Genomic DNA, 22,302 nt, shown 5'->3' on the forward strand with positions numbered 1-22,302 from the left:
GAATGTTTGTATATAAGCAGATAGCAAAATCTATTTTTATCGTTCTCTCAATATTGGGTAATGCTTGCAATTATGCTAACTCACAAGATACACTTGCACAGCCAAAGCCACCGCGAAAAACCAAATTACTGCCATTGGCATACTATACACCTGAAACGCGCATTGGTGTTGGAGCATTAATCTATTCGGTATTTCGTATTAATAAATCAGATACGGTTTCGCGATACTCAAACATACAATTGTATGTTTCAATCACTCAAAACAAGCAACTCTCTGTTGAGAATGAATGGCAGATATTTTCGAAAAACGAATAATATATTTTTACAGGAGGGCTTGATTGTACGCGCTTTCCGGAATACTTTTTTTGAATAGGAAATTTTACATGCGAATCGAAAAGAGAACTCTATGCATTTGATATGTTCAGCTTACGCTCGAAAAATGTAAGGAATTTAGGCGAAAAAAAATTTGGAGGCATACAATACCAAATGCAATACCTTACGAATGTTATAAAATCCGATTCATTGATGATGAATCCGAAAGACGTGGTGGGAGGCAATGGGTATTTTATTAGTGGAACCGGTGCATTGCTAATTTATGATTCACGCAATAATGTGCTCAATTGTACATCGGGCAATTGTGCTGAACTTGCAGTATCTACAAACAACTAGTTAACGATGAGTCATTTCAATTTTCAAACATGACTGTAGATTTGCGTAAGTACATTACCTTTTACAATAGATATACACTTGCCTTGCAAGCGTATGGAAATTTTAATAATGGCACGGTACCATTCAGGGCTATGCCTGCTATTGGTGGTGCACGATACTTGCGCGGGTGCTATAGAGGAAGATTCAGAGACAATAATTTAATGGTTATACAAGGCGAAACACGGGTGCATCTTTTTCAGCGTATTGGTATGGTTGCATTTGCAGGTATAGGACAGGTTGCAGACAAAGCAAGAAATTTTGATTCACAGGCCTTTAGGTATAATTATGGAATGGGACTTCGCTACAAGTTAAATAAAAAAGAAAACATTAACCTGCGTTTTGACATGGGTTTTACAAAAGAAGGACATGGATTATACATCGTTTTTGCCGAAGCCTTTTAAATGCCTCGTATTGCTTATGAGCATGCTGCACATTTCTTTCAACCTTCGGGCGCAACAAGTGGTGCAGGAATTTTATCAGGATAGCCTGACAGAAAAAGACCTTGCTGAGCTAAAAATAAAATACGGGAATAAAAAAACATTGCCAATTGGATTTGAACAACAAACCTTAATTGCGCTTTCCTACTTTCCGGAACTCGTTGACATTAAGATAAAATTTAGGTTTAAAAATAGAATTACTCCATTGGCTACAAGGCCATCGCTATTAGTGTCTACCCGAAAACACCTGATTTTGGAATCTACGCTCTTTTAGGTTTGCAAATTTGTTAACGTAGGCTATATACGTTTGTAACGCTTATCGAAACCAGTTAATGGGGGGGGCATAGCACATCATTAATATGCGCTATTTGTTGCAGTACGTTATCGATACGCACTTTGAGTCTATGTGTGGTGTATAAGTATTGTTTCACTTTGAATACGACTTGGCTCGCTGTCCGGTAAAGTGATTAGTAATTGGTCTGATGTGTTTGAGTTTTCGCCACTGCGCAATCGTTTGTTTGTTTTTCAATATGGAGCAAACTTAACACTCAATTACAGTGTTTTCGTTTTTTCTTTTCAACTTTCAGCATCCCTTTTAATATGCAACTGTTGATGTCATTGACATTGGGCGTTTGCTAGCAGGCACTAAATAAACGTCCATATCAAATTATTTTAATCTCACTTCATTTAGTATTGATGCACGATTTTTTTTGTTCGAATATTTTTCCTTTCGCCCCTTTTTAGCTCTGCTAAACGAATGACTTCGTCCTAATTGAATATCATATATACACTACTATTTAAAAGCTGTTTAAGGCTGAACTTAAGCTGCATTCTATAATTAAAACTCCACCTCTAATATTTAATAACCTTACCATAAAATGATGTGCCCTCTAGTGTACTAACGGTGTATGTATATGTTGCAGGCGCCAAGTGGCCTATGTAAACACTGCACGCGCCAGGGCTGAATATGCCACTATATACTATTGCACCCTGCATGTTTTGTATGGTTAGCTTATAAGGCCCTTTAGTATCAAAAGATACATGCAGCATATTATTGGTAGGATTTGGAAATACCGTAGGTGGTGCTGTGGCCTCTGCCGTTTGCCAGCCCAAACCCGATAATGCATACGGAGATATTATCATTTTTAACAACCAAAGCTCTTTACTAGTTGATGCAGTATCATTCTTATGACTGGTTTTTTCAAATGACGAATCAGAACTACTTGAGCTAACCCAATAGAAAGTGGTGTCATCATACCGAGATAGCGAATTGAATCCACATATATCTAATCTATTACCACCAAATATGGTATCACAATATTGAAAGGGATTATTTTTATTAATTAATAATAGCCACAAATCTGCTCCTGATGCTGCACAATTAGCATTATAATCATGTATAGTGTGTGATATTTCGTTGCCTGCTGCAGATTGTGTATAACCGTAGGCTAATAGTAGCGTATCGTTATAATCGAAAACTCCTGCAAGGTTGTCTCTGCAATTGTTACCATAAAGTTTTGTCCATAGCACATTACCAAGCCAATCGGTCTTATAAACAACTCCATCAAATCCACCTCGCGAAACCTCACTACAAATACTATTTGTATCTTGAATAAAAAGTGTCGTGCCTAAGTAATTATTATCAGTTTTGCTATCATAAAAACAACCTCCAATTCCTGAACCCCAAGCATCGAAAAGGTTAGTCCAATTGGCAAAAACAGCGGTATCACTTTCCAAAATTAATGACCCATGTGTACCAACACTCCCCCAAACTCCCCCTTGCACACCATAAAAGTGCACTGAATACAGTCCAAATGGTAAAAAAGTCAAAGCATAGGGCCATGAAGCAGCTGGGCTGATTCGGTATTTATTTTTAAGATTGCCATTTTTATCAAGTATAACAAACCATGGAGCATCAGCCTGCAGAGTCACTCACATCACCTGAAGGAAATTCCGTTCGTGAGTTGCCCAATACTAGATATGTGCTATCGGATGTTTCATAAATTCGACTTGGAACGTCTTCGTATTGCGAACCCAAGGTAATGTCCCATAGCTTATTTCCATTCATGTCTGTTTTAACTATCCAGTAATCGTTGTCGCCCTTATTATTTTGACTTTTATCGAAACTTGAATCACTGTTTGAAATAAATAAACTTAGCATACATGTATCCGATGTTAAAATAAAATCCGACAATATATCAGTTGTATCTCCGCCAATAATCCATTGCTTCACACTATTAAATTCAGAATCTATTTCGAGGTACCACCCATCATTGTCTCCATAGCCCCATACTGTTTTATCGTATAAGGTATCTTGCGATGCTGTGGTAGTTAAACACAGGTTGCCATTAGGCAACCTGTGTATTTGATTGTGGGTATAATAAGGCCCTGCCACTAAACCACCTATAATACCGCCAACGCCAATGTTTCTTTGTTTGGTTAGTTGAAACCATTGGGCCTTTGCTATAATACCAAACAGCAGCATACAAACGATTCCTACTATCGCTTTCATTGTTTTATAAATTTAATGGATTCCATTTGACCATTTTACAATCTGCAATAGAGTAAATATAAACCTGGGACTAAGTTTGTGATTTGCAATTCTAGCTCCTTCATTTGATTGTATGCATAATTATTGATAGCAGCACCCTGTATGTTATATAAACTCAAATCTTCTACTTCTTTACTTAAAATAATTTTGCAGACATTATTGATTGGGTTAGGCTCAATGGTTATTGAAGCTATGGCCTCCTCATCAACAATCTTTAAATTTGCTGCCTGAAAACCAACATCCTTGTATTTAATCCCATTATTACTTGCATCAAAATACATATAAGTAATATTTGCATTGGTGCCCTTGCTTGATATACTTAGTGCATTTTGAAAATTGGATGGTATAGTTGGCACACCAAGGTAGTTATTTTGATACCCTAATGCACTTACTCCACACCCCGGTTGACTTACCCAACCTAAATCCAATAATACCCCATTGCAAGTTTGAGTAGGATTAGCATATATAACAACCGGTAAGCCATTAGTATTAGGAAAATTGTACATAGGTGGCGCATATTCAATATTCCAACCTATGATGATATTGGTGTTTTTTCGGTTGTAGGAAACCACCGGCATATAATTATATTGCGTTTGCGTTACAATTTCTTGCGTTTGTGTTGATGGAATTGTAGGATGCGGAACCTGACTACCATCCGTATAACAGTTTGATTGAATCTGGTAATCACCAATTGTGCCTGTAAAGTTCAAATCCAGCACACAACTAATCCCAATAATATTACTATGGCCGGTAGCAATTTCTAAGGCTTCAAATACAGCGGTGTATTCATTTTGATCAGCACCATTGCCTGTAGCACCTTGGTTGCTAGCTATGCGAGGCAGGCTAAAAGTCCATGCGCCACCAACATTATTTACTTCAACAACTTCAGTTTGGTAAAACTGGCCATTCGCTAAAGGTGTACTTGGGTCAGCACCAGTGTAAGAAGTTAAAGTAGGCACATTTATCGTATTAGGAACGGTGTATATAGCGGCAAACCGAACCAAGTGCAATATTACTGAGCCTGTATTGCTAATATATGTATAATTAAGTGTGGTATTAGCATTAAAATTTAAATTACGACCAAATACCGAAACATCAGGTTGCGCTGCTGAATTGAATGAACCAAATACCGGAAAGTCCGAAATTAAAGTTGCAAAAGTTAGGGTGCTTGGTCCGGGATTATAAATGCCTCCTATTGTTCTTATCACACCGTTACTTTCCCATACTATTGCAAATTGCCCCCAATTATTGCAATCAATATTTATAGTGGAAGATGAAGGAGAAGAATTAATTTGGTTAACAGCACCTGCATAAATAGGATTACCGGTTATATCAACAATTCCTAAGCCTGTACAAATTCCAAATAAAGTTTTTTTGTACAATTTTATTCCAGCATTTCCATTGAGATTATACACAACAATAATGATGGGATCGGCACTACCCGCATTGTTATTACATATAACAACATCAGGGTCTGTGGCACCTAAAGGTAAAGCAATCATGGCATTAAGATTAATACCAGCACCACTGCAATTTTCTATATTCAGTTGCAAGGAAGCATTAGGGCCATCCCAAACAAACGCAGAATTTATCTCTCCACCTAATGCACCGCGCACATCACAGCCCGTATTAGTAACATTGGTTATTGAGTTAATAGTTGTTTCTGCTGCAGTTGCACTGCGATAAACTTGTGCTCATAAAACTACATGTGTCATTGTGATAAAGCAAATTATCAGTATTGATATTTTTGTTATTGAATTCATAATAATTGATTTTAGAAATTGAATTTTTGTTAGTAGCCATAAACCCGGTTAAATCAATTATTATACTTACGGAGGATGCTGGATTATTAAGGAAAATTCGTGGGTGCTTTTTTCATAGAAATAATACTTTAGACAATTTATGTTTCTAACTTTGTTTTTACAATAAAACTTTAGTAGCTTGTAGCTTTAATGCTTTTACTTTCGAATTGCTATTGCCGTTTTGTTTCATTGCAAATCAAATTGGATAACCAAAATTAAATAAATAAATGACATAAGTAAGCTTATGCTAAAAAATATTTAGGGGTTGTTGTTATTATCATTCAAAGATGTAAATAGCATGTTTAATTGTGCAAAGAAGAGAACGTATATAGTCACCATTAGTAAAAAAAGCACATCGTTTTTAGATACTATAACTCTAAAACATCTAACCTATAAAGCGCAGATAGGAGTACAAGGACATGAACTGAGTCACGTTAGTGATTTTAGCAATAAGAATTTTGGAGGCATGTGTCGAATATTTTTTGGGCATCTATCAAAAAAATACAACGACCATTTTGAATTTAATACCGATCAGCTTTGCATAGACCATGGGCTTGGCTATCAACTGCTTGCATGGAGTACCAATGTGCGCAAAAATTTAAACATCACCAGTTGGGGTGTACCAAACCATAAATCGTTAATGAATAAAAGAGAAAGATATATGCATCCTTCAACAATCATGCATATTATATCTACTCACTCGCACTATCTAAATTAATAACTTATTGATTAATGTCATTTAACTGACATTGCTTCTAGGATATAGTGCTTATCTTTGACATTATAATTTAAACAATAACGATGAAATTAAAAAGCCTCTTAACTTCAATTGCACTCTTTTTCGCTTATGTTTGTTTTGCGCAGGAAAGTGCCACAGAAGCGCCCAAAGGATACGAATACAATAACCATTTTGATTTTACTTTGGGAGTTAGCAGTGGTCAATTTTCTGGCGCTTTATCATGGGTACACTTACATGGTCTAGGTAAAAAGAAAAAATTCAAAATTGGATACGGAGTTCGATTTACAGGATATTCAGGAAGTGACTTAAACTACCTTACTGCACCGGCAAAATTAACAAGTGGCCAAACAGGGCCCCAAGTGCTTTTTACCGAAATTAATCCTGCAAATTATGATACCCTATTTTTATCAAAAGCACAGGTTAATGCATTGAATGCATTTATAAATCTTCAATATTCTGTCTCCAAAAAATTTGATATTGGGTTTAACATTGATGCCGTAGGAATTTCTTTTGGCGGTAGCCAAACTGGAAAGTACATGGCAGAAAAACGCCCGTTAACTATGAGCGAAACTCAGGAGGCAAAGCCTACTGCCTTCAACGCCTTATTGATTAGTGATAATGATTTGGGAACCCTTAACTCTGAACTGTATGTGCGATATTGGATAAAAAATAAAATTGGCATAAAGGCCGGCCTGGGTTTTTTATTTACTGAATATACCACCACCAACAAACTCGTATTTGACAATGACCGTTGGAGAAACAAAACCTTGATGGGAATGATAGGAGTTACCTACACCCCATTCAAATAAACTTTATGATAAAAAATATTTCATGTTTAGTTTTTTTAGCCGTGAGCATAACAGCGATGGCTCAAACACCCTGGAAACCTACCACAGCTGCTGTAACATTTAAAATTAAAAACGCAGGACTTATGGTAGATGGCTCCTTTAGCGGGTTGGTTGCAGCTATTAAATTTGATGATGTCAATTATGAGAAAGGCTCCATTGCAGCAAGTATTGATGCAAGTACGATCAACACCGGAATCGACTTGCGAAACAAGCACCTTAGAAACAAGGAACAATATTTCAATGTAGCTAAGTATCCAAAAATCTATATACGATCTACTGCAATTGGTAAAGAAAAAGATGGCACCTACAAGGGCACCTTTATGTTAACCATTAAAGATGTAACAAAAAATATTGCTATCCCCTTTACCTATGTTGAATCGGAAAATAATGCTACCTTTAAAGCCACATTCACTATAGACCGCAGAGATTATAATGTAGGTGGAAGTAGTTGGACCATGGCCGATAATGTTACCATTGCCATTGTTATTAATGCATCAAAATAATTGAAGATGGACATTCGAAATCAAAACATAAAAATACTAGCAGATGTTGGTAATCTTGCTCAACAATTAATGGATGAGCAATATACTGCACCGCTCGAAGTTTTAGCTAAACAAGCTATTGGAAAGCATGTTCGGCACATTGTAGAATTTCACCAATGCTTATTGAATGGCTTGGCAAATAAACATATAGATTATGATTCGCGCGAAAGAAATATCTTATTGGAAACCGACAGAATTTACACCTGTGAGGCCATCAAAAATATTGCACATTGCATAGAACAACTTAGTGATGAACCTTTATTGCTTGCCATGAATTATGGCGATGGAACTTATTCTGTTGCCACTTCTGTGTATCGTGAATTGGCTTACAACATTGAACACAGCATTCATCATTTGGCTATTATTAAAATAGGCATCATAACACATTTTCCACAAATTGCACTGCCGCCAAACTTTGGTGTAGCGCATTCTACCATCATACATCAGCAGCAATTGTCTATATCATAATCCAATGTGTACAGTAACCTATCTGCCTTTACAGAAAAATGGTTTTATACTTACTTCTAACAGAGATGAATCTGTTACAAGAAAAACAGCACTTCCACCTACCAAGTATTCGATTAACGGCACTACCGTTTTTTTTCCTAAAGATTTGGAAGCTCAAGGCACATGGATTGCCACATCGCCCACTAAGTACACGCTGTGTTTATTGAATGGCGCATTCGAAAAACATACACATCAACCACCCTATGCGAAAAGCAGAGGATTGGTTTTGCTTGATATATTTCAATATGCAAGCTGCCAGGAGTATGCATCGCAATACAACTTTGTTGGAATTGAGCCATTCACCTTAATTATTATTTGCAATAATACCGATGCTGTTAAGCTTTATGAATTGCGCTGGGATGGCAACCATGCACACTTAAAAAAACTTCCGATCGAAAAACCTGCTATTTGGTCTTCGGTAACTTTATATAAAAAGGAAGTAATTGAACAACGCGAACAATGGTTTCATGAGTGGCTAAAGAATAATACCATTTACACCGTACAAGAAATTTTATTTTTTCACCACTTTGCCGGCAATGGCGCTGCACAACATAATTTGATTATGGATATTAAAGAAAAGAAAACGGTGAGTGTAACATCCATAGCTCACGAAAATTTATCGCGTACCATAATCTACGAAGACCTGGTTAACAAAGTACGAAAGCGTTGCCGTTTTTATTAGAATCTAACTATGAACACACCGCTATTTATTATTAAATGGACAAACTATGAATACTGGCCGTGGTGGTTTTTTTATATTCCGGTACTGCCCTACTGGTTGTGGCTTTCTATAAAAACAAGATCGCTTGCATTTTTTACTGCCACTAATACAAACATAGAAATGGGTGGCTTTTTTGGAGAAAGTAAAATTGATATACTTAATCAAATACCAACACACTATAGACCCAAAACAATTTACATTACATCTAACAATCCGGTGGAGGCGGTGCAACAAAACAACTTCGAATTTCCGGTTGTAGCCAAACCAAATATTGGCGAAAGAGGTTTTAATGTTGAAAAAATAAATAGCGCTGCAGAGCTAGCCACCTATCATGAAGCAGTTTCTACTGAATATATTATACAAGAATTTATTGATTATTCTATTGAGTTGGGTGTGTTGTTTTATCGCTTACCAAACCATGATAAGGGGCTTGTTACATCCATAACTATAAAAGAATTTTTGACCGTTACTGGTGATGGTAAATCAACCATTGTTGAATTAATGAATCAACATACCCGTGCAAGATTTCAGATAACTGCGATTATAAATAAGTTGGGCGAAGCCAGCAAAGCCGTAATTGCCAAAGGCGAAAAGGTATTGCTAGAGCCAATAGGAAATCACTGCCGTGGCACGCGCTTTATTAATGGCAACCATCTTATTAATGAAAAGTTGCACGCGGTATTTAATACGGTTACAAAAGATATGGCGGGATTTTATTACGGCAGATTTGATTTGAAAGTTAAATCAATTGACGATTTGTATGCCGGAAAAAATATCAGGATTATGGAACTAAATGGTGCAAGCTCAGAGCCTGGGCATATTTACGATACTTCTTATGGACTTATAAATGCGTACAAAAATTTAATGTATCATTGGAATATTTTAGCAGACATTGCAATACAGAACAGAGCAAGAGGCATTAAACCTGTTTCATTTAATGCAATAGTAAAAACCATGTACACACATTTTATTGCCAACTAAAAAGGCTGATGTATGTGACCGGAAAATTTAGCAGCAAAATTTTCATCTTGCTTTTTTATTGGAGTTTTTTCCAGTAAAAGAAAATTTATCCCAGGTAAATGCGGACAAACAGTGGGGTACATCTAAGCTTTCACTTTAGGATGTTTAGCAAAATCATATTCTTAATATTTTTAAAATTAGCTTGAGAAATCTTGTACCTTTGGTTATAGAATGAATTGCTCTACGTGATTTGCCAATAGCCAAAAGAACGAACATTTACAGTGGCAATAAAATACAAAAGCAAATAAAAATATACAAAAAACGCAATTGCGTTATTTGTATATTAATTTCAAACTAATTGCAAATGAAGCACTTCAAGCTACGTATAAATAAAATTAAAAATAATGACTTGCGTCAAGCGGGAAGATGTGCGTCATTTTACAGACACCCGAAACATCAAGAAAAAAATGTATAGACAAATTTTATTTTTAGCAGCAACTATGACAATTAGTGCTTGTGCCACAAAAATTCCAAAACATTCAACTCTGAACTACTCTGACAGAGTCATAAGTATACCTGAAATTTTTGCTGACGGCATTGTATCGACAAAAGAAAATAGTGAGTTTGACATTGCTTTTACACCTGATGGCAAGACGGCTTTTTTTACACGCAGAATTGGTAGCGAGAAACAAAAACTTTGGCAGACGACATTTGAAAATGGTGTTTGGACAAACCCCACTCAATTACCATTTTCCACAGATAGAGACGAAACTCCATTTTTCTCACAGGACGGAAAAACCTTCTATTTCGGCTCGGCAAGACCAATTGAAGGAAGGCCAAGCAAAGGAAACTTTGATATGAACATTTGGCAAGTTGAATTGGTAAACAATAAGTGGGGCAATCCAAAACCATTAAACTCTAACATAAATGCTGTTCAAGAAGAAAAAGAAGAATGGCCATCATCAAATGAAAACTTCATATTCTCTCTTGACAATAAAAATTTTATTTATACCACTATGCTTCGTGGCGAGAAAGTAATTGAAGTTTATAAGACAACCAAAAAAGGAGATGAATTCACTAAACCTGAAAAAATCTCAGGTTTTTTTCAAAATGAAAAATCTTGGAAATATTCAGCAGTACTTTCACCGGATGGACAATACTTGCTTTTTAATTCATACGAAGCAGAAGGTGGTGTTGGAGGAGAAGATATTTTTATTTCTAAGAAAACAACCACGGGTTGGACAAAGGCTAAGAGTATTGGTAGCCTAGTAAACACAAAAGCAGAAGAAAGCAGTCCGAGATTTTCACCAGACGGAAAGTATTTCTTTTTTGGGAGAGAATATAGACAAAACCCGACCGAAGACGGAATTTGAAGTATTTACCTCATTGAAACAGCGTTCTTAAATTTTGAAAATCTCTTTAACAATTAAGTCAAAAAATATGAAATCAATTTTTCTTTTTTCTTTCATCACATTCTACGCTCTGACTTCATTTGGGCAAACAGTCGTAGATATTTCTAAAACCAAAACAATAACAAAAGATGGCGTTGAATTGATTGCTTTTGATGGAAAGCCATTTACAGGCTTTGTAACTGAAAACTATCCGAATGGGAAACCGAAATTATGGAAAACTATAAAAGATGGTATTACAAATGGACAATGGCAGGAATGGTTAGAAAACGGTAAATTACGTTATAATGCTTATTGGAAAGATGGAAAAGGACACGGCTTGTGGCAATACTTTCACGATAATGGCATATTAAAGTATGAAGAGTCTTATATCATGGACATTCCAAATGGGATATCAAGGCAATATTATGACAATGGACAACTAAAGGCTGATTTCTTTTGGTTACAAGGAAAAAAACAAGGTGTATGGACATCATATTCTGAAACAGGAGTTGTATTAAAAACCGAAATATATGATGACGACAAATTAATCTCAACGACCGAAAAATAAAAACGAACGCACAACATTCAGCCGTATAGACGAAAGCCCCCGGGCGAGTCGAATACGTGGGGCTTTTGTCTATTAGGCCTGTCCCGTATTCTCTAACGGGTGTTCAGCGACACCGGCATGGGGTGTCGTCATAATTGAGTGGCTTTGCTGGGGGGGGAGCGTGTTTAAATAATTAGGTGTAATAGTAAAGCAATTTTGTTTTTTGCGATTGTTTAACTATGGCTGTATACGATTTGTGGCGCTTTTAGCTCTTTAATTTATCAGGCCAACATTCCTCTTTCAAATTTCAATTTCACGAAATCGAGTTTACAAACAGAAGCATCAATAAAGCGTACAACATTTTCAGTATCGATGTTGCAATCTAAACTTGATATTTCCATTTGATGCCGGCAGCCCTCAGCTATGTGATGCATATTTATTTTTTTTGCTAAGGTATGTCAACGGTGTCGATGTAGTTTTTATTTTTACCACATGTTGTTAACGTGCAGCTGTGGGCTGTTTGGTTTTTTCACAGACTGATGTTATGGGTTATTTTAAAAGAAATCACACACAAAGAAAAAAAATGCTAACAATTGACAATTATTTAGACAATCATTATATACACCGAAGTAATTGGTTACGTGCTGCTGTTTTGGGTGCAAACGATGGGATTATCTCAATTTCAAGTTTGGCTATTGGGGTTGCGGCTGCAAGTTCTACAAGAGAACCAATTGTTTTAGCAACAGTCGCTGGACTTGTGGCGGGAGCATTATCTATGGCAGCAGGTGAATATGTTTCTGTTAGTTCACAAACGGACACAGAAAAAGCAGACATTGAAAGAGAGATTAAAGAACTTAAGGAAATGCCAAATGAAGAACTTAATATTTTGGCTCAAATCTATGAGAAACGTGGACTGAAAAAAGAAACGGCTATGCAGGTAGCAATTGAACTAACGGAAAAAGATGCATTAGGAACTCACATTAGAGACGAATTAGGTATCAACGAAATAAGTCAAGCAAATCCTATACAAGCATCTATTGCATCAGGAGCATCGTTTACAGTTGGTGGTGTTCTACCACTACTAATAGTCCTTTTTGCAACCGTAAAAGGAATGGAATATTGGTTATATGGTTTCACAATTATTTTTCTTGTCATTTTAGGAGCAACATCTGCAAAAACAGGCGGTTCAAACATAAGAAAGGCTATTGTGCGAATTACAATATGGGGAACTTTAGCTATGGGGCTTTCCGCATTGGTAGGCTATATTTTTGGCGTTAATGTTTAATTTAAAAAGACACCCATAATGAAGACAAGCCACATAAGCAAACAAGAAATCCAGAAGGGTGAAGACGTAAAAGGTCGAGACATCAGAGAAGGGATATTTAATTTAATAAAATGTGACTTCCCAGACTTTGACGGAGACAACTTTATAACAATAGATGAACTAAATCAATATAGGCGACTGTATTTGACATCATTGATAACTCTAGAAAAAGGAGAAATTGCGTTAATTGACAGGGATGTAATGGAAGCAATAAAAAATAATTCCATTCTTTCTGAAAACATTCAGGACGAAATAGAAGCAGACCTCACGTTCGGACAAAAACTTGCTGACAGTGTTGCAGCATTTGGTGGCAGTTGGATATTCATTATCACTTTTTTTTCATTCATCTTAATTTGGATGATTATTAATATTTGGTTTTTAGACAGACGACCTTTTGACCCATTCCCCTTCATATTGCTTAATCTTATTCTTTCTTGTTTGGCGGCAATTCAAGCACCAATTATTATGATGAGCCAAAACAGACAGGAACAAAAAGACAGGCAAAGAAGCGAACACGATTACAAAATCAATTTAAAGGCAGAACTTGAAATAAAATTGTTGAGTGAAAAAATAGACCATTTATTAGCACATCAAAATAAAAAATTATTGGAAATTCAAGAAGTTCAAACAGACTATTTAGAAGACCTAATGAAAGAACTTAAAAAGAAATGAAATTAGAAAACCGCAAACAAAAAGTAACTCCACTAACTCACTTCTTATTCAGATTGGGAAGGTATGGACTGTTTGCTTTAGGCTTAATAGTATTTTCTCTTCTGCTAGGAACACTTGGCTATCATTATTTTGGGCAAATTTCTTAGCTTGACAGTTTTCATATGGCTTGTATGATTTTGACAGGTATGGGACCGGTTGTAGAAATGACAACACCACCTGCAAAAATATTTTCATCTATGTATGCTCTTTACAGTGGAGTTGCATTTTTAAGTTTAACAGCAGTATTTTTTGCACCAATTATTCATAGATTATTACACATCTTACACGTAGCACAAGACAACAATGAAAACTAACGGACGGAAAAGAAAAACAACCGAAAACATCTAGCCATCTATACGAAACCCACGCTCGACTATCGCAAACGAGGAAGATGATATTTAGACACCTTTGTTGCGTAGCACTCCATTTAGCATCAGGATATTTTTTCTGAAATTATGATTGAGGTTTTGTATTTTTAGAAACAAAATCATTTACATGGACGAGCGAAAAAGACGGATGGAAGCATTTTTATAAAGTATCTCGAGATGGAAAAGATATGAAGCTTATTACCAACGGGAATTTTGATATGGTGAATATAAATTGCATCGATCCTGTTGGCGGCTTTGTATATTATATTGCTTCGCCAGATAATTTTACACAGCGGTACCTCTATCGCAGCAGGCTGGTTGGAAGCGGGAAATCAGAAAGAGTTTCGCCTGCAGACATGGCTGGCCAACACAGTTATCAAATCTCTAGCGATGCAAAATATGCCATCCATAGTTTTGAAAATGCTAAAACGCCAAAACGGATTTCATTAGTCAACCTGAATACTCACAAAGAAATAAAAGTCCTCGAAGACAATGCCGCGCTGAAAGTCAAAATGAATGAGTTGGGTTTGCGTAATAAAGAATTTTTTAAAGTAGATATTGGGAACGTGGTTTTGGATGCCTGGATGATCAAGCCCATCAGTTTTGATCCGCAGAAAAAATACCCACTTTTGGTTCATGTGTATGGAGAACCTGCAGGCTCTACTGTGCAGGATAATTGGGTAACGGGTGATAACCTCTGGCATCAATACCTTAGTAACCAATTGGATTATATTGTTGTGAGTATAGACAACCGTGGCACCCTTGTGCCTCGTGGACGCGATTTCAGAAAAAGCATTTACCGGCAGATTGGTTTATTGGCAGCTGATGATCAGGCGAAGGCAGCGAAAAAAATTGTGGACACCTACTCTTTCATAGATGAAAAGCGCATTGGCATTTAGGGTTGGAGTGGTGGTGGACAAATGAGCTTGCATTGTATGTTCCGCCATTCGGATATTTATAAAACCAGTATTGCTGTGGCTTTTGTTTCCCAACAAACACTGTATGATAATATTTATCAGGAACGCTACATGGGTTTACCAAATGATAATGTGGAAGGATATCTTGAAGGCTCACCCTTAACACATGCCCATAAACTAAAGGGAAACCTTATGATCATTCATGGCACTGGCGATGACAATGTGCACTATCAGAATTTTGAAATGTTGGTCAATGAACTCATAAAAAACAACAAACTGTTTACTATGATGTCTTACCCCATGCGTGATCATGGAATTTGGCAGGGAGAAACACCAGCCTGCATTTGCGCAGGAGTATGGAAAAATTCTGGAAGGACAATTTATAGTTTGAGAAAAACATATGCAAACTCACTAACTTAAACTACAGCCAACAGCAGCTACAAGAAATTGGCGGCTCAGTGATTAGAAGAAGTTTTGTGCTTCGAAATCGCCAACTTCTTGTTGCTGCGAAACGTTTCTGTAAAAACCCATTTTTAAAATATTTTGCCGGCCGTATCTGTTTCGTCACTGTGACTATATACGATTTGTCGTGCTTTTAACAATCTAAAATATTGATTCCTTATAAGAATAAATCATTTATTTATTTTTACATACAAACGCATCAATAAGGCGTACAACATTTTCTGCTGCAATGTTGCAATCTAAGCTTTTGCCTTAGGTTGGTGTTTACACCAACATAAGAAAATCTATCCAATCAATTTACGTTTGGTAAAACACCAAACAAAAGTAGAATAAGAAAACCCACCAAAATCTATTTTGCCTTATGTTGGTGTTTTCACCAACATAACAAAATCAATCCATGGCAATTTACGTTTGGTAATAACACCAAATAAAAGCAGAATAAGAAAACCCCATCACCGTATACACAAGCCCAGAAACGATGATTTAAAGGGTTCATTGGTCAAGCACCAATTAACTTTCTCATCCCAAAAAAAGCACCTTTTACTCACTGCTTTGCTATGTCAATCACAATGTCAATATTTGCAGACCAATAAAATCAGATTGATGTTAAAGCAAATTGCCGAGCCCGCCTATCATGCCTTGCATGATGCCTTGTATGCTACATGGCATTTGAATCCTTTTTTTAAAAAGGAGCATGGCAATAAAAAAATAATGAATGGGTTTATTGGTGATGAGCATTTAGACAACCCAACCCTGGATGATATACTTTTCGAAAAATTAAAATCACAATCAATTACTTGCCGGCAACATGCATTAAACAAATCTGCTTACAAAGAGTATATAGCTGCAACGGCCTATCCTGCTGACTATTATGGCGGGCAGCCGGGCAAAAATAATTTTACTGAAAAAACGCTGGAGCATTACACCACTTTCGAATTTATTGACTTTGAAAAGGTATCATGTTTTGTGGACATAGCTGCATGTACTAGTCCATTTGCTGAGATTGTTGAGCAAAAATATAAAGTACCACAAGTTTACAAACAAGACCTGGTATATCCCCGCGGAATAAAAGGAAACAAGATTGGAGGCTATGCACACGAGACTAATTTGCCAAGCGGTTCAGTTGATGCCATTACCCTGCATTGCTCACTAGAACATTTTGAAGGCGATAGCGACAAGCAGTTTTTGCCGAGGTTAATCGCATTTTACGTAGTGGCGGCAAAGCATTGATACTTCCGTTTTACGTTGCTCATACCTACACCATCCACATTGATCCGGCCTTTAATTTATTGCGCAACCATCACCCGGTAATTGACAGCGAAGCAGAATTGCGTTACTGCAACTGGTATCAGTTTCACTCAAGACATTATGATGTGGCAAGATTAAAGTCACGCATTATTTCGCAGTTACCTGAATGTGAGTTAGCCATGCATCGCATTACCAACTTTAGAGATGTGTGGGAACATAGTTACTTGCGCTGGGTACTCGAAATTACAAAAAATTAACATGCGTATAACCATCACCCTATATGTTCTATGGTTACTTGCTGCTTGCAATTCTATTCAAAAACAAAATGAAATTATTGTAGCGAGAGAAACCACCGCACCGGCAACAACGGAAAGCCCACCTGCACAGATAGAAGAAGACTTTGGCTTTGAAGCCAAAGCCAAGGCAATAGGTTTGACCGACATTGCCATGCTCGATTCATCCATTGCAATACGTATAGCATATAGTACCAAAGATAATTTTACCAAAACCGATTTGTATGGCACTTTCGACAAAGCATACCTGATAGATGGCTATGCCAAAAAAATTACTGCTGCGCAAATAAAATTAAAGCAATTGCATCCCCATTATACCCTTGTAATATACGATGCGGCACGCCCTGTAGTAGTTCAACAGAAATTGTGGGACCAAGCACAGTTACCGGAAAGCACCAAGCGACTATATCTGTCGAAGCCGGAGCAAAACTCGCTGCACAATTATGGTGCAGCCATTGACCTTGCTATACTCGATAGCACAGGCAAGCAACTGGACTTTGGCAGCACTTATGATTTTTTTGGAGAAGAAGCACAACCGCGATTCGAGCAAAAATTACTTAAACAAGGCAAGTTAACTAACCATCAAATTGAAAACAGAAAGCTGCTTCGCTCACTTATGCTGAGTGTGGGCTTTACCTCCATCCAAACCGAATGGTGGCATTACAATGCTTGTAGCAGAGTGTATGCAAAAAATAATTTCAAACTTCTCAACTAACTAAAACTGAAACCCGATTCCGTTTTCCCAAAAATCTGCTTGCCCGAAATTTGTTTTTACATAGGTGCCAATAAAAAGTTGATTCCGCTCGCTGCCAAAAATATTTTTAAAATAATATTGAATTCCAAGCTTTGCTGTGATACGTGTTTTTAGTTGCGCTTTTAAATCGCCATTATAAAAATCCTTGTACTGTTGCTTATAAAATGGATTGTAAAAATAAACACCACCTTGCGTAAGCAAGGTGAAGTGATTGAACAAAAACTCATGTGCTATTACTCCTTGTGCTGCCATTGAAGCCGTATGTGCGTTCTTATAATTTTCGTTGTGCGCCTCAATGTAGGTGTACACTCCGGTGTTATACCAGCCCTCTACACCAAGACTAAGTTTGTTTATTACCCCTACCCTTTTCGAAAAATAAAGCCCACTAATATATACAGGAAACTTAGGGCCATCAGTTGCATCGGTGCTAGTGCCTTGCTCGTTGATACCAATTGCTGCACGCATATTAAACCGCCATTTAGTTTTTGCTAATGCTATGGCTTCTGCGCTAACCGGGCTTTCCTTTCCACCGTAATAAAATCGATAGCCTACATGCACTGCCGGAACATTTATTCCCACATTAGGAATTGCGGTGTGCGAATTGCTCCCATGAAATACTGAAATGCCGGTTATGAATGCATTATTATTTTTAATAACCACACCGCACTTACCGAAGCTGAAACAAATGCAGTTGCCCGCGAACCTACAACAATGTTGCTTGGATTTTCCACCTTATCAAACTTTTTGGTATAAATGGCTGCACCCAACGATAACCCTTCTTCTAATTGAAAACGTGTGCTCAGTTTTTGATGCAAAATAAAATCAAACATAACAGCACCTGCATAACCCAATACTTTCGCATTGCCTAAGGAGGCAATGCTCACATTGATACCTGCATATGGGTATTTGTAATTGCGATGCCAGGGCTTACTTCCATTGTAATGTTTGCCAGCCCGCATGCGCAACACGGTAGTTGGCGATTGTTGCTCAGGAAAACCGGGGTAGTTTTTCACATTAAAACCGGCACATATATCTGCATTGAAATATTTTTTTTGCGCTTGCGCTAGTGAAAATCCGGTAACGCAAGCTGCCAGCATCCATGTGTAGAATATTGTTTGCAGCCTCATGAATTAACCGTGCTTGAACAACTTACAAAATGGCATTGATAATACTACAAAACGATTCTGCCTTTAGCGATGCTCCACCTATTAATCCACCATCCACATCAGGTAAGGCAAAAAGCTCGGGGGCGTTTTTATCGTTGCAACTACCACCATATACGATGGATACGGAGGAGGCAATATGCTCACCATACTTTTCGTGCAATAAACTTCGAATATAGGCATGCATTTCCTGCGCTTGCGCTGCTGAGGCTGTTACACCGGTACCTATAGCCCACACCGGCTCGTAAGCAATTATACAGTTTAATATATCTTCCTCTTCAAGATGAAAAAGAGAATCCCATAATTGAGCCTCGATAACATTATAAAGTTTCAATTGTTCGCGCTGTTGCAAGGTTTCGCCACAACAAAAAACTACCTGCATTTGCTGTTGCAAAACATGATCAACCTTAGCACAAATAACTTCGTGATTGTCGCCATAATATTGCCTGCGCTCGCTATGTCCTACGATAACAAAACTTGCTCCGCAATTTTTAATCATGCCAGCGCTAACCTCTCCGGTATAAGCGCCTTGCAAATGTTCGCTGCAGTTTTGCGCAGCCACATGATAATTTCCTTGGTCGCGCACTAATGCCGAAATTCCGGCTATATAAGGGAAAGGTGCACCAAACAATACATGCGTGTGATCATTTATTTCAATCTTTGCGTCCAATACTGACCGAACCAATTCTTCAGCTTCCGAGAGCGTTAAATTCATTTTCCAGTTACCTGCGACAATTTTTTTTCTCATACATAAATATATTACCGCACGAAAGTAAATATATGATGCATAAAAAATGAAACTATTTACACGTGACCTGATAACTTTAAGCGGAAGCGTGATTCAGGCACGGTCATTTTTAAAAAACATGCAATACCTTTGCAGCCTTTGCCTTGCCATTGATGCCCGCTTTGCGGCATCGTGTAAAGGTATCATTTACGAATGAACACAAACTTTCATACAATAATAATTGGTGCCGGTGCTGCTGGCGTTTTTGCTGCCATTGCCAGTGCCGAAAAATATAGTAGTCGCAACGTAATGATTTTAGAAAAAACAGGAAATGCGCTTATGAAAGTAAAAGTTTCGGGTGGAGGCAGATGCAATGTAACACATGCCTGTTTCGATAAAAAGCTGTTGACTAAAAATTATCCGCGTGGCGAACGTGAGTTAATTAACGCCTTTCATTTATTTGACACTACCGATACGATCAACTGGTTTAAGAATAATGGTGTGCTATTAAAAACAGAAGCAGATGGACGCATGTTTCCCGTGAGTGATTCATCGCAAACCATCATTGATTGTTTGATGCATGGTCTCGATAAACACAATATCGATATTACCTATCACACCAACGTGCTTAAGTTTGAAAAAAAAGATAACAGTTTTTATATTACTACTACACGTGGAGATTATACATGCGAAAAATTAATAATTGCTACCGGTGGTTATAGCAAAGCCGAACAATATGAGTGGCTGCGCCTTTCCGGAGTGGGCATAATTGATCCGGTACCCTCGCTATTCTCTGTACATATACCAAATTCGCCTTTCAAAAACATTTCGGGAAGCTCAACTCCGCTTTGCGAAGTCAAAATTCTGAATACCAAATTTCAGTTTACTGGCCCGGTATTGTTTACGCACCTGGGTTTAAGCGGACCATGTATTTTAAAACTTTCTGCTTTTGCTGCAGGATATGCAGCATCTGTAAATTATCAATTTAAACTCAAACTAAACTTTATGGCAGGCACTACCCAACAGACTGCTTTTGAAGAATTAGCTTTGTATAAAAATAATTTCCCCAACAAGAAAGTGTGTAACCTTTACCCGACAGCGTTTACAGCCCGGCTGTGGGAACTCCTTTGCACCCAAGCCGGGCTTGATGAAAAAATTACCTATCATAAATGCAGTAACAAACAATTAAACAAACTTGCCGAAATCGCTACCAATATGATTATTGATGTAAACGGGAAATCGCCCAACAAAGAAGAATTTGTTACCAGTGGTGGTATTGATCTTAAAGAAATAAACATGAATACCTTTGAACATAAAAAAATACCTAACCTTTTTGCAACGGGCGAAGCACTCAATATAGATGGAATAACGGGGGGCTTTAATTTTCAAAATGCATGGACATCAGGCTTTCTTGCAGGAAGTGTATAAACATGCGCACCGTTATGTTTTATAGTGTGGAGGCAATTGCATACAAGACCATAAAACATGAATACATTGATTATAAAAATATCAAATCGTTCTAAATTCGTGTTTTTCTTTGCCTTTGATAATTCTACCTTTGGCCTGCCAAAAAAATCTTGATTAATGGATATAAAAACATTTGCCAATAAAATTAGCGAACTACGGATATTTGTTGTTGGCGATGTGATGCTCGATGCATATATATGGGGCAAAGCAGAGCGCTTAAGCCCTGAAGCACCTGTGCCTGTGGTACAGGTAGAAAAAAAAGAGTCGCGCCCGGGTGGTGCAGCTAATGTTGCTTATAACTTGCGTGCACTTGGAGTAGACACTTACTTATTTGGTCTTGTGGGCAAAGACCTTGCTGCTGCCGAGCTCAAAAAAAATCTTACCTCGAGTAAAATTAACAGCAAAGGAATATATAGCCACGCCTCTTTAACCACCACTATCAAAACCCGCGTTATTGGCAATAAGCATCAACTGCTTCGCATTGATGAGGAAAAAAACATAACCTTATCAGCAACCGAACGTAATGCATTTACCAATTCTATTTTGGAAGCTATAAAAAAACATGCTCCCCATGCCATCATATTTGAAGACTATGATAAAGGATGTATTGATAAAGATTTGATTGAAAAAATTACGGCCTTTGCAAACAAGTTAAACATAATTACTACGGTTGATCCTAAGCGCGCTAATTTTTTACATTATAAGAATGTAACCTTATTCAAACCAAACTTTGCCGAAATTAAGAATGGCTTGAATGCCCCAACTTTGGAAAAAAATCAACACTCGTTGCTTCAATATACTTCTGATTTTTTGCGTAATCAAAAAATAAAAAACATGATGATTACCCTATCGGAACATGGTGTGTATTATGCTACACCAAAACAGGCCGGTATGCATGATGCCCTCATACGCAACATTGCCGATGTGTCTGGTGCCGGTGATACCGTTATTGCCATTGCTACCCGTTGTCTGGCAATCGTCTTGCCGCTGCAACTAGCAGATGCCATAGCTAACGTAGCTGGTGGTATGGTATGCGAATATGCCGGTGTGGTTCCCGTAAACAATAAATTGTTCTTCAACGAAATTCAAAAATTGAATTTGCTCTAACACACAACC

The 22,302-nt window shown here is 37.4% G+C and carries 27 protein-coding genes and 1 pseudogene; 21 read left to right on the plus strand and 7 right to left on the minus strand.

Going from position 1 to position 22,302, the window contains the following annotated elements; genetic code table 11:
- Positions 1-2: 2 nt before the first annotated feature.
- The 4 genes from IPO27_00250 (at position 3) to IPO27_00265 (ending at position 1,418) form a co-directional block, all read left to right on the plus strand.
- Positions 3-314 carry a hypothetical protein gene (locus tag IPO27_00250; GenBank protein MBK8845047.1) on the plus strand — a complete coding sequence of 104 codons (312 nt, stop codon included), beginning with the start codon at positions 3-5 and terminating at the stop codon, positions 312-314.
- Positions 315-416: 102 nt separating this feature from the next.
- Positions 417-668, plus strand: coding sequence for a hypothetical protein (locus tag IPO27_00255; protein ID MBK8845048.1), 252 nt, complete (start codon positions 417-419; stop codon positions 666-668).
- A gap of 29 nt (positions 669-697) precedes the next feature.
- Complete coding sequence (locus IPO27_00260) at positions 698-1,108, plus strand: hypothetical protein (protein MBK8845049.1); 411 nt, start codon at positions 698-700, stop codon at positions 1,106-1,108.
- A gap of 22 nt (positions 1,109-1,130) precedes the next feature.
- Positions 1,131-1,418 carry a hypothetical protein gene (locus IPO27_00265; protein ID MBK8845050.1) on the plus strand — a complete coding sequence of 96 codons (288 nt, stop codon included), beginning with the start codon at positions 1,131-1,133 and terminating at the stop codon, positions 1,416-1,418.
- 578 nt (positions 1,419-1,996) lie between these two features.
- Here IPO27_00265 and IPO27_00270 read toward each other — a convergent pair.
- The 3 genes from IPO27_00270 to IPO27_00280 are packed head-to-tail and all read right to left on the minus strand — an operon-like array spanning position 1,997 to position 5,311.
- Positions 1,997-3,076, minus strand: coding sequence for a T9SS type A sorting domain-containing protein (locus IPO27_00270; protein ID MBK8845051.1), 1,080 nt, complete (start codon positions 3,074-3,076; stop codon positions 1,997-1,999).
- Positions 3,060-3,656 (minus strand): hypothetical protein, encoded by a 597-nt coding sequence (locus IPO27_00275; GenBank protein ID MBK8845052.1) that lies wholly within the window; start codon positions 3,654-3,656, stop codon positions 3,060-3,062. Before IPO27_00275 ends, IPO27_00270 begins: the two co-directional genes overlap by 17 nt.
- A 35-nt stretch (positions 3,657-3,691) precedes the next feature.
- Positions 3,692-5,311 carry a hypothetical protein gene (locus tag IPO27_00280; GenBank protein MBK8845053.1) on the minus strand — a complete coding sequence of 540 codons (1,620 nt, stop codon included), beginning with the start codon at positions 5,309-5,311 and terminating at the stop codon, positions 3,692-3,694.
- A 484-nt stretch (positions 5,312-5,795) separates the two neighbouring features.
- On the opposite strand from IPO27_00280, the gene IPO27_00285 reads away from it, so the two are divergent.
- The 8 genes from IPO27_00285 to IPO27_00320 all read left to right on the plus strand — a co-directional run bounded on the left by IPO27_00285 (position 5,796) and on the right by IPO27_00320 (position 11,773).
- On the plus strand, positions 5,796-6,215 hold the full coding sequence (locus IPO27_00285) for a hypothetical protein (protein MBK8845054.1): 420 nt from the start codon (positions 5,796-5,798) through the stop codon (positions 6,213-6,215).
- Positions 6,216-6,298: 83 nt separating this feature from the next.
- Positions 6,299-7,045 (plus strand): hypothetical protein, encoded by a 747-nt coding sequence (locus tag IPO27_00290; GenBank protein ID MBK8845055.1) that lies wholly within the window; start codon positions 6,299-6,301, stop codon positions 7,043-7,045.
- 5 nt (positions 7,046-7,050) lie between these two features.
- On the plus strand, positions 7,051-7,587 hold the full coding sequence (locus tag IPO27_00295) for a YceI family protein (GenBank protein ID MBK8845056.1): 537 nt from the start codon (positions 7,051-7,053) through the stop codon (positions 7,585-7,587).
- 6 nt (positions 7,588-7,593) lie between these two features.
- Entirely contained in the window at positions 7,594-8,094 is a 501-nt protein-coding gene (locus IPO27_00300; GenBank protein ID MBK8845057.1) for a hypothetical protein, read from the plus strand.
- Positions 8,095-8,098: 4 nt separating this feature from the next.
- On the plus strand, positions 8,099-8,815 hold the full coding sequence (locus tag IPO27_00305; GenBank protein MBK8845058.1) for an NRDE family protein: 717 nt from the start codon (positions 8,099-8,101) through the stop codon (positions 8,813-8,815).
- A gap of 9 nt (positions 8,816-8,824) precedes the next feature.
- Positions 8,825-9,835 (plus strand): ATP-grasp domain-containing protein, encoded by a 1,011-nt coding sequence (locus IPO27_00310; GenBank protein MBK8845059.1) that lies wholly within the window; start codon positions 8,825-8,827, stop codon positions 9,833-9,835.
- A 446-nt stretch (positions 9,836-10,281) separates the two neighbouring features.
- Entirely contained in the window at positions 10,282-11,187 is a 906-nt protein-coding gene (locus tag IPO27_00315) for a PD40 domain-containing protein (protein ID MBK8845060.1), read from the plus strand.
- Positions 11,188-11,254: 67 nt separating this feature from the next.
- Positions 11,255-11,773, plus strand: coding sequence for a toxin-antitoxin system YwqK family antitoxin (locus IPO27_00320; protein ID MBK8845061.1), 519 nt, complete (start codon positions 11,255-11,257; stop codon positions 11,771-11,773).
- A 260-nt stretch (positions 11,774-12,033) separates the two neighbouring features.
- On the opposite strand, the gene IPO27_00325 is transcribed toward IPO27_00320, so the two are convergent.
- Positions 12,034-12,186 (minus strand): hypothetical protein, encoded by a 153-nt coding sequence (locus tag IPO27_00325; protein ID MBK8845062.1) that lies wholly within the window; start codon positions 12,184-12,186, stop codon positions 12,034-12,036.
- A gap of 149 nt (positions 12,187-12,335) precedes the next feature.
- Between IPO27_00325 and IPO27_00330 the strand changes: the two genes are divergently transcribed.
- The 6 genes and pseudogenes from IPO27_00330 (at position 12,336) to IPO27_00355 (ending at position 17,790) form a co-directional block, all read left to right on the plus strand.
- Positions 12,336-13,037 (plus strand): VIT family protein, encoded by a 702-nt coding sequence (locus IPO27_00330; GenBank protein ID MBK8845063.1) that lies wholly within the window; start codon positions 12,336-12,338, stop codon positions 13,035-13,037.
- 18 nt (positions 13,038-13,055) lie between these two features.
- Positions 13,056-13,748 carry a DUF1003 domain-containing protein gene (locus IPO27_00335; protein MBK8845064.1) on the plus strand — a complete coding sequence of 231 codons (693 nt, stop codon included), beginning with the start codon at positions 13,056-13,058 and terminating at the stop codon, positions 13,746-13,748.
- Between the two features lie 595 nt (positions 13,749-14,343).
- Positions 14,344-15,458: pseudogene (locus IPO27_00340) on the plus strand (S9 family peptidase).
- A gap of 679 nt (positions 15,459-16,137) precedes the next feature.
- On the plus strand, positions 16,138-16,764 hold the full coding sequence (locus tag IPO27_00345) for a hypothetical protein (GenBank protein ID MBK8845065.1): 627 nt from the start codon (positions 16,138-16,140) through the stop codon (positions 16,762-16,764).
- Positions 16,761-17,039, plus strand: coding sequence for a hypothetical protein (locus IPO27_00350; GenBank protein ID MBK8845066.1), 279 nt, complete (start codon positions 16,761-16,763; stop codon positions 17,037-17,039). The genes IPO27_00345 and IPO27_00350 overlap by 4 nt, the downstream gene beginning before the upstream one ends.
- Before the next feature lies 1 nt (position 17,040).
- Entirely contained in the window at positions 17,041-17,790 is a 750-nt protein-coding gene (locus IPO27_00355; GenBank protein MBK8845067.1) for a M15 family metallopeptidase, read from the plus strand.
- Here IPO27_00355 and IPO27_00360 read toward each other — a convergent pair whose 3' ends face one another.
- Genes IPO27_00360 through IPO27_00370 form a run of 3 tightly spaced genes read right to left on the minus strand, consistent with a single transcriptional unit; the run spans position 17,791 to position 19,740 of the window.
- A complete protein-coding gene (locus tag IPO27_00360; protein ID MBK8845068.1) occupies positions 17,791-18,489 on the minus strand; it encodes a hypothetical protein in 699 nt (232 codons plus the stop codon).
- Positions 18,459-18,956, minus strand: coding sequence for a hypothetical protein (locus tag IPO27_00365; protein MBK8845069.1), 498 nt, complete (start codon positions 18,954-18,956; stop codon positions 18,459-18,461). Before IPO27_00365 ends, IPO27_00360 begins: the two co-directional genes overlap by 31 nt.
- A 22-nt stretch (positions 18,957-18,978) precedes the next feature.
- On the minus strand, positions 18,979-19,740 hold the full coding sequence (locus tag IPO27_00370) for a triose-phosphate isomerase (protein ID MBK8845070.1): 762 nt from the start codon (positions 19,738-19,740) through the stop codon (positions 18,979-18,981).
- Between the two features lie 46 nt (positions 19,741-19,786).
- Here IPO27_00370 and IPO27_00375 point away from each other — a divergent pair, with 46 nt between their 5' ends.
- The 3 genes from IPO27_00375 to IPO27_00385 all read left to right on the plus strand — a co-directional run bounded on the left by IPO27_00375 (position 19,787) and on the right by IPO27_00385 (position 22,293).
- The gene (locus tag IPO27_00375) at positions 19,787-19,936 is read left to right on the plus strand and encodes a hypothetical protein (protein ID MBK8845071.1); all 150 of its coding nucleotides are present in this window, start codon (positions 19,787-19,789) and stop codon (positions 19,934-19,936) included.
- On the plus strand, positions 19,933-21,147 hold the full coding sequence (locus tag IPO27_00380) for an NAD(P)/FAD-dependent oxidoreductase (GenBank protein MBK8845072.1): 1,215 nt from the start codon (positions 19,933-19,935) through the stop codon (positions 21,145-21,147). Before IPO27_00375 ends, IPO27_00380 begins: the two co-directional genes overlap by 4 nt.
- A 156-nt stretch (positions 21,148-21,303) precedes the next feature.
- A complete protein-coding gene (locus tag IPO27_00385) occupies positions 21,304-22,293 on the plus strand; it encodes a D-glycero-beta-D-manno-heptose-7-phosphate kinase (protein MBK8845073.1) in 990 nt (329 codons plus the stop codon).
- Positions 22,294-22,302: the final 9 nt, after the last annotated feature.

The organism is Bacteroidota bacterium (assembly GCA_016714535.1).
Lineage (GTDB): Bacteria > Bacteroidota > Bacteroidia > AKYH767-A > OLB10 > JADKFV01.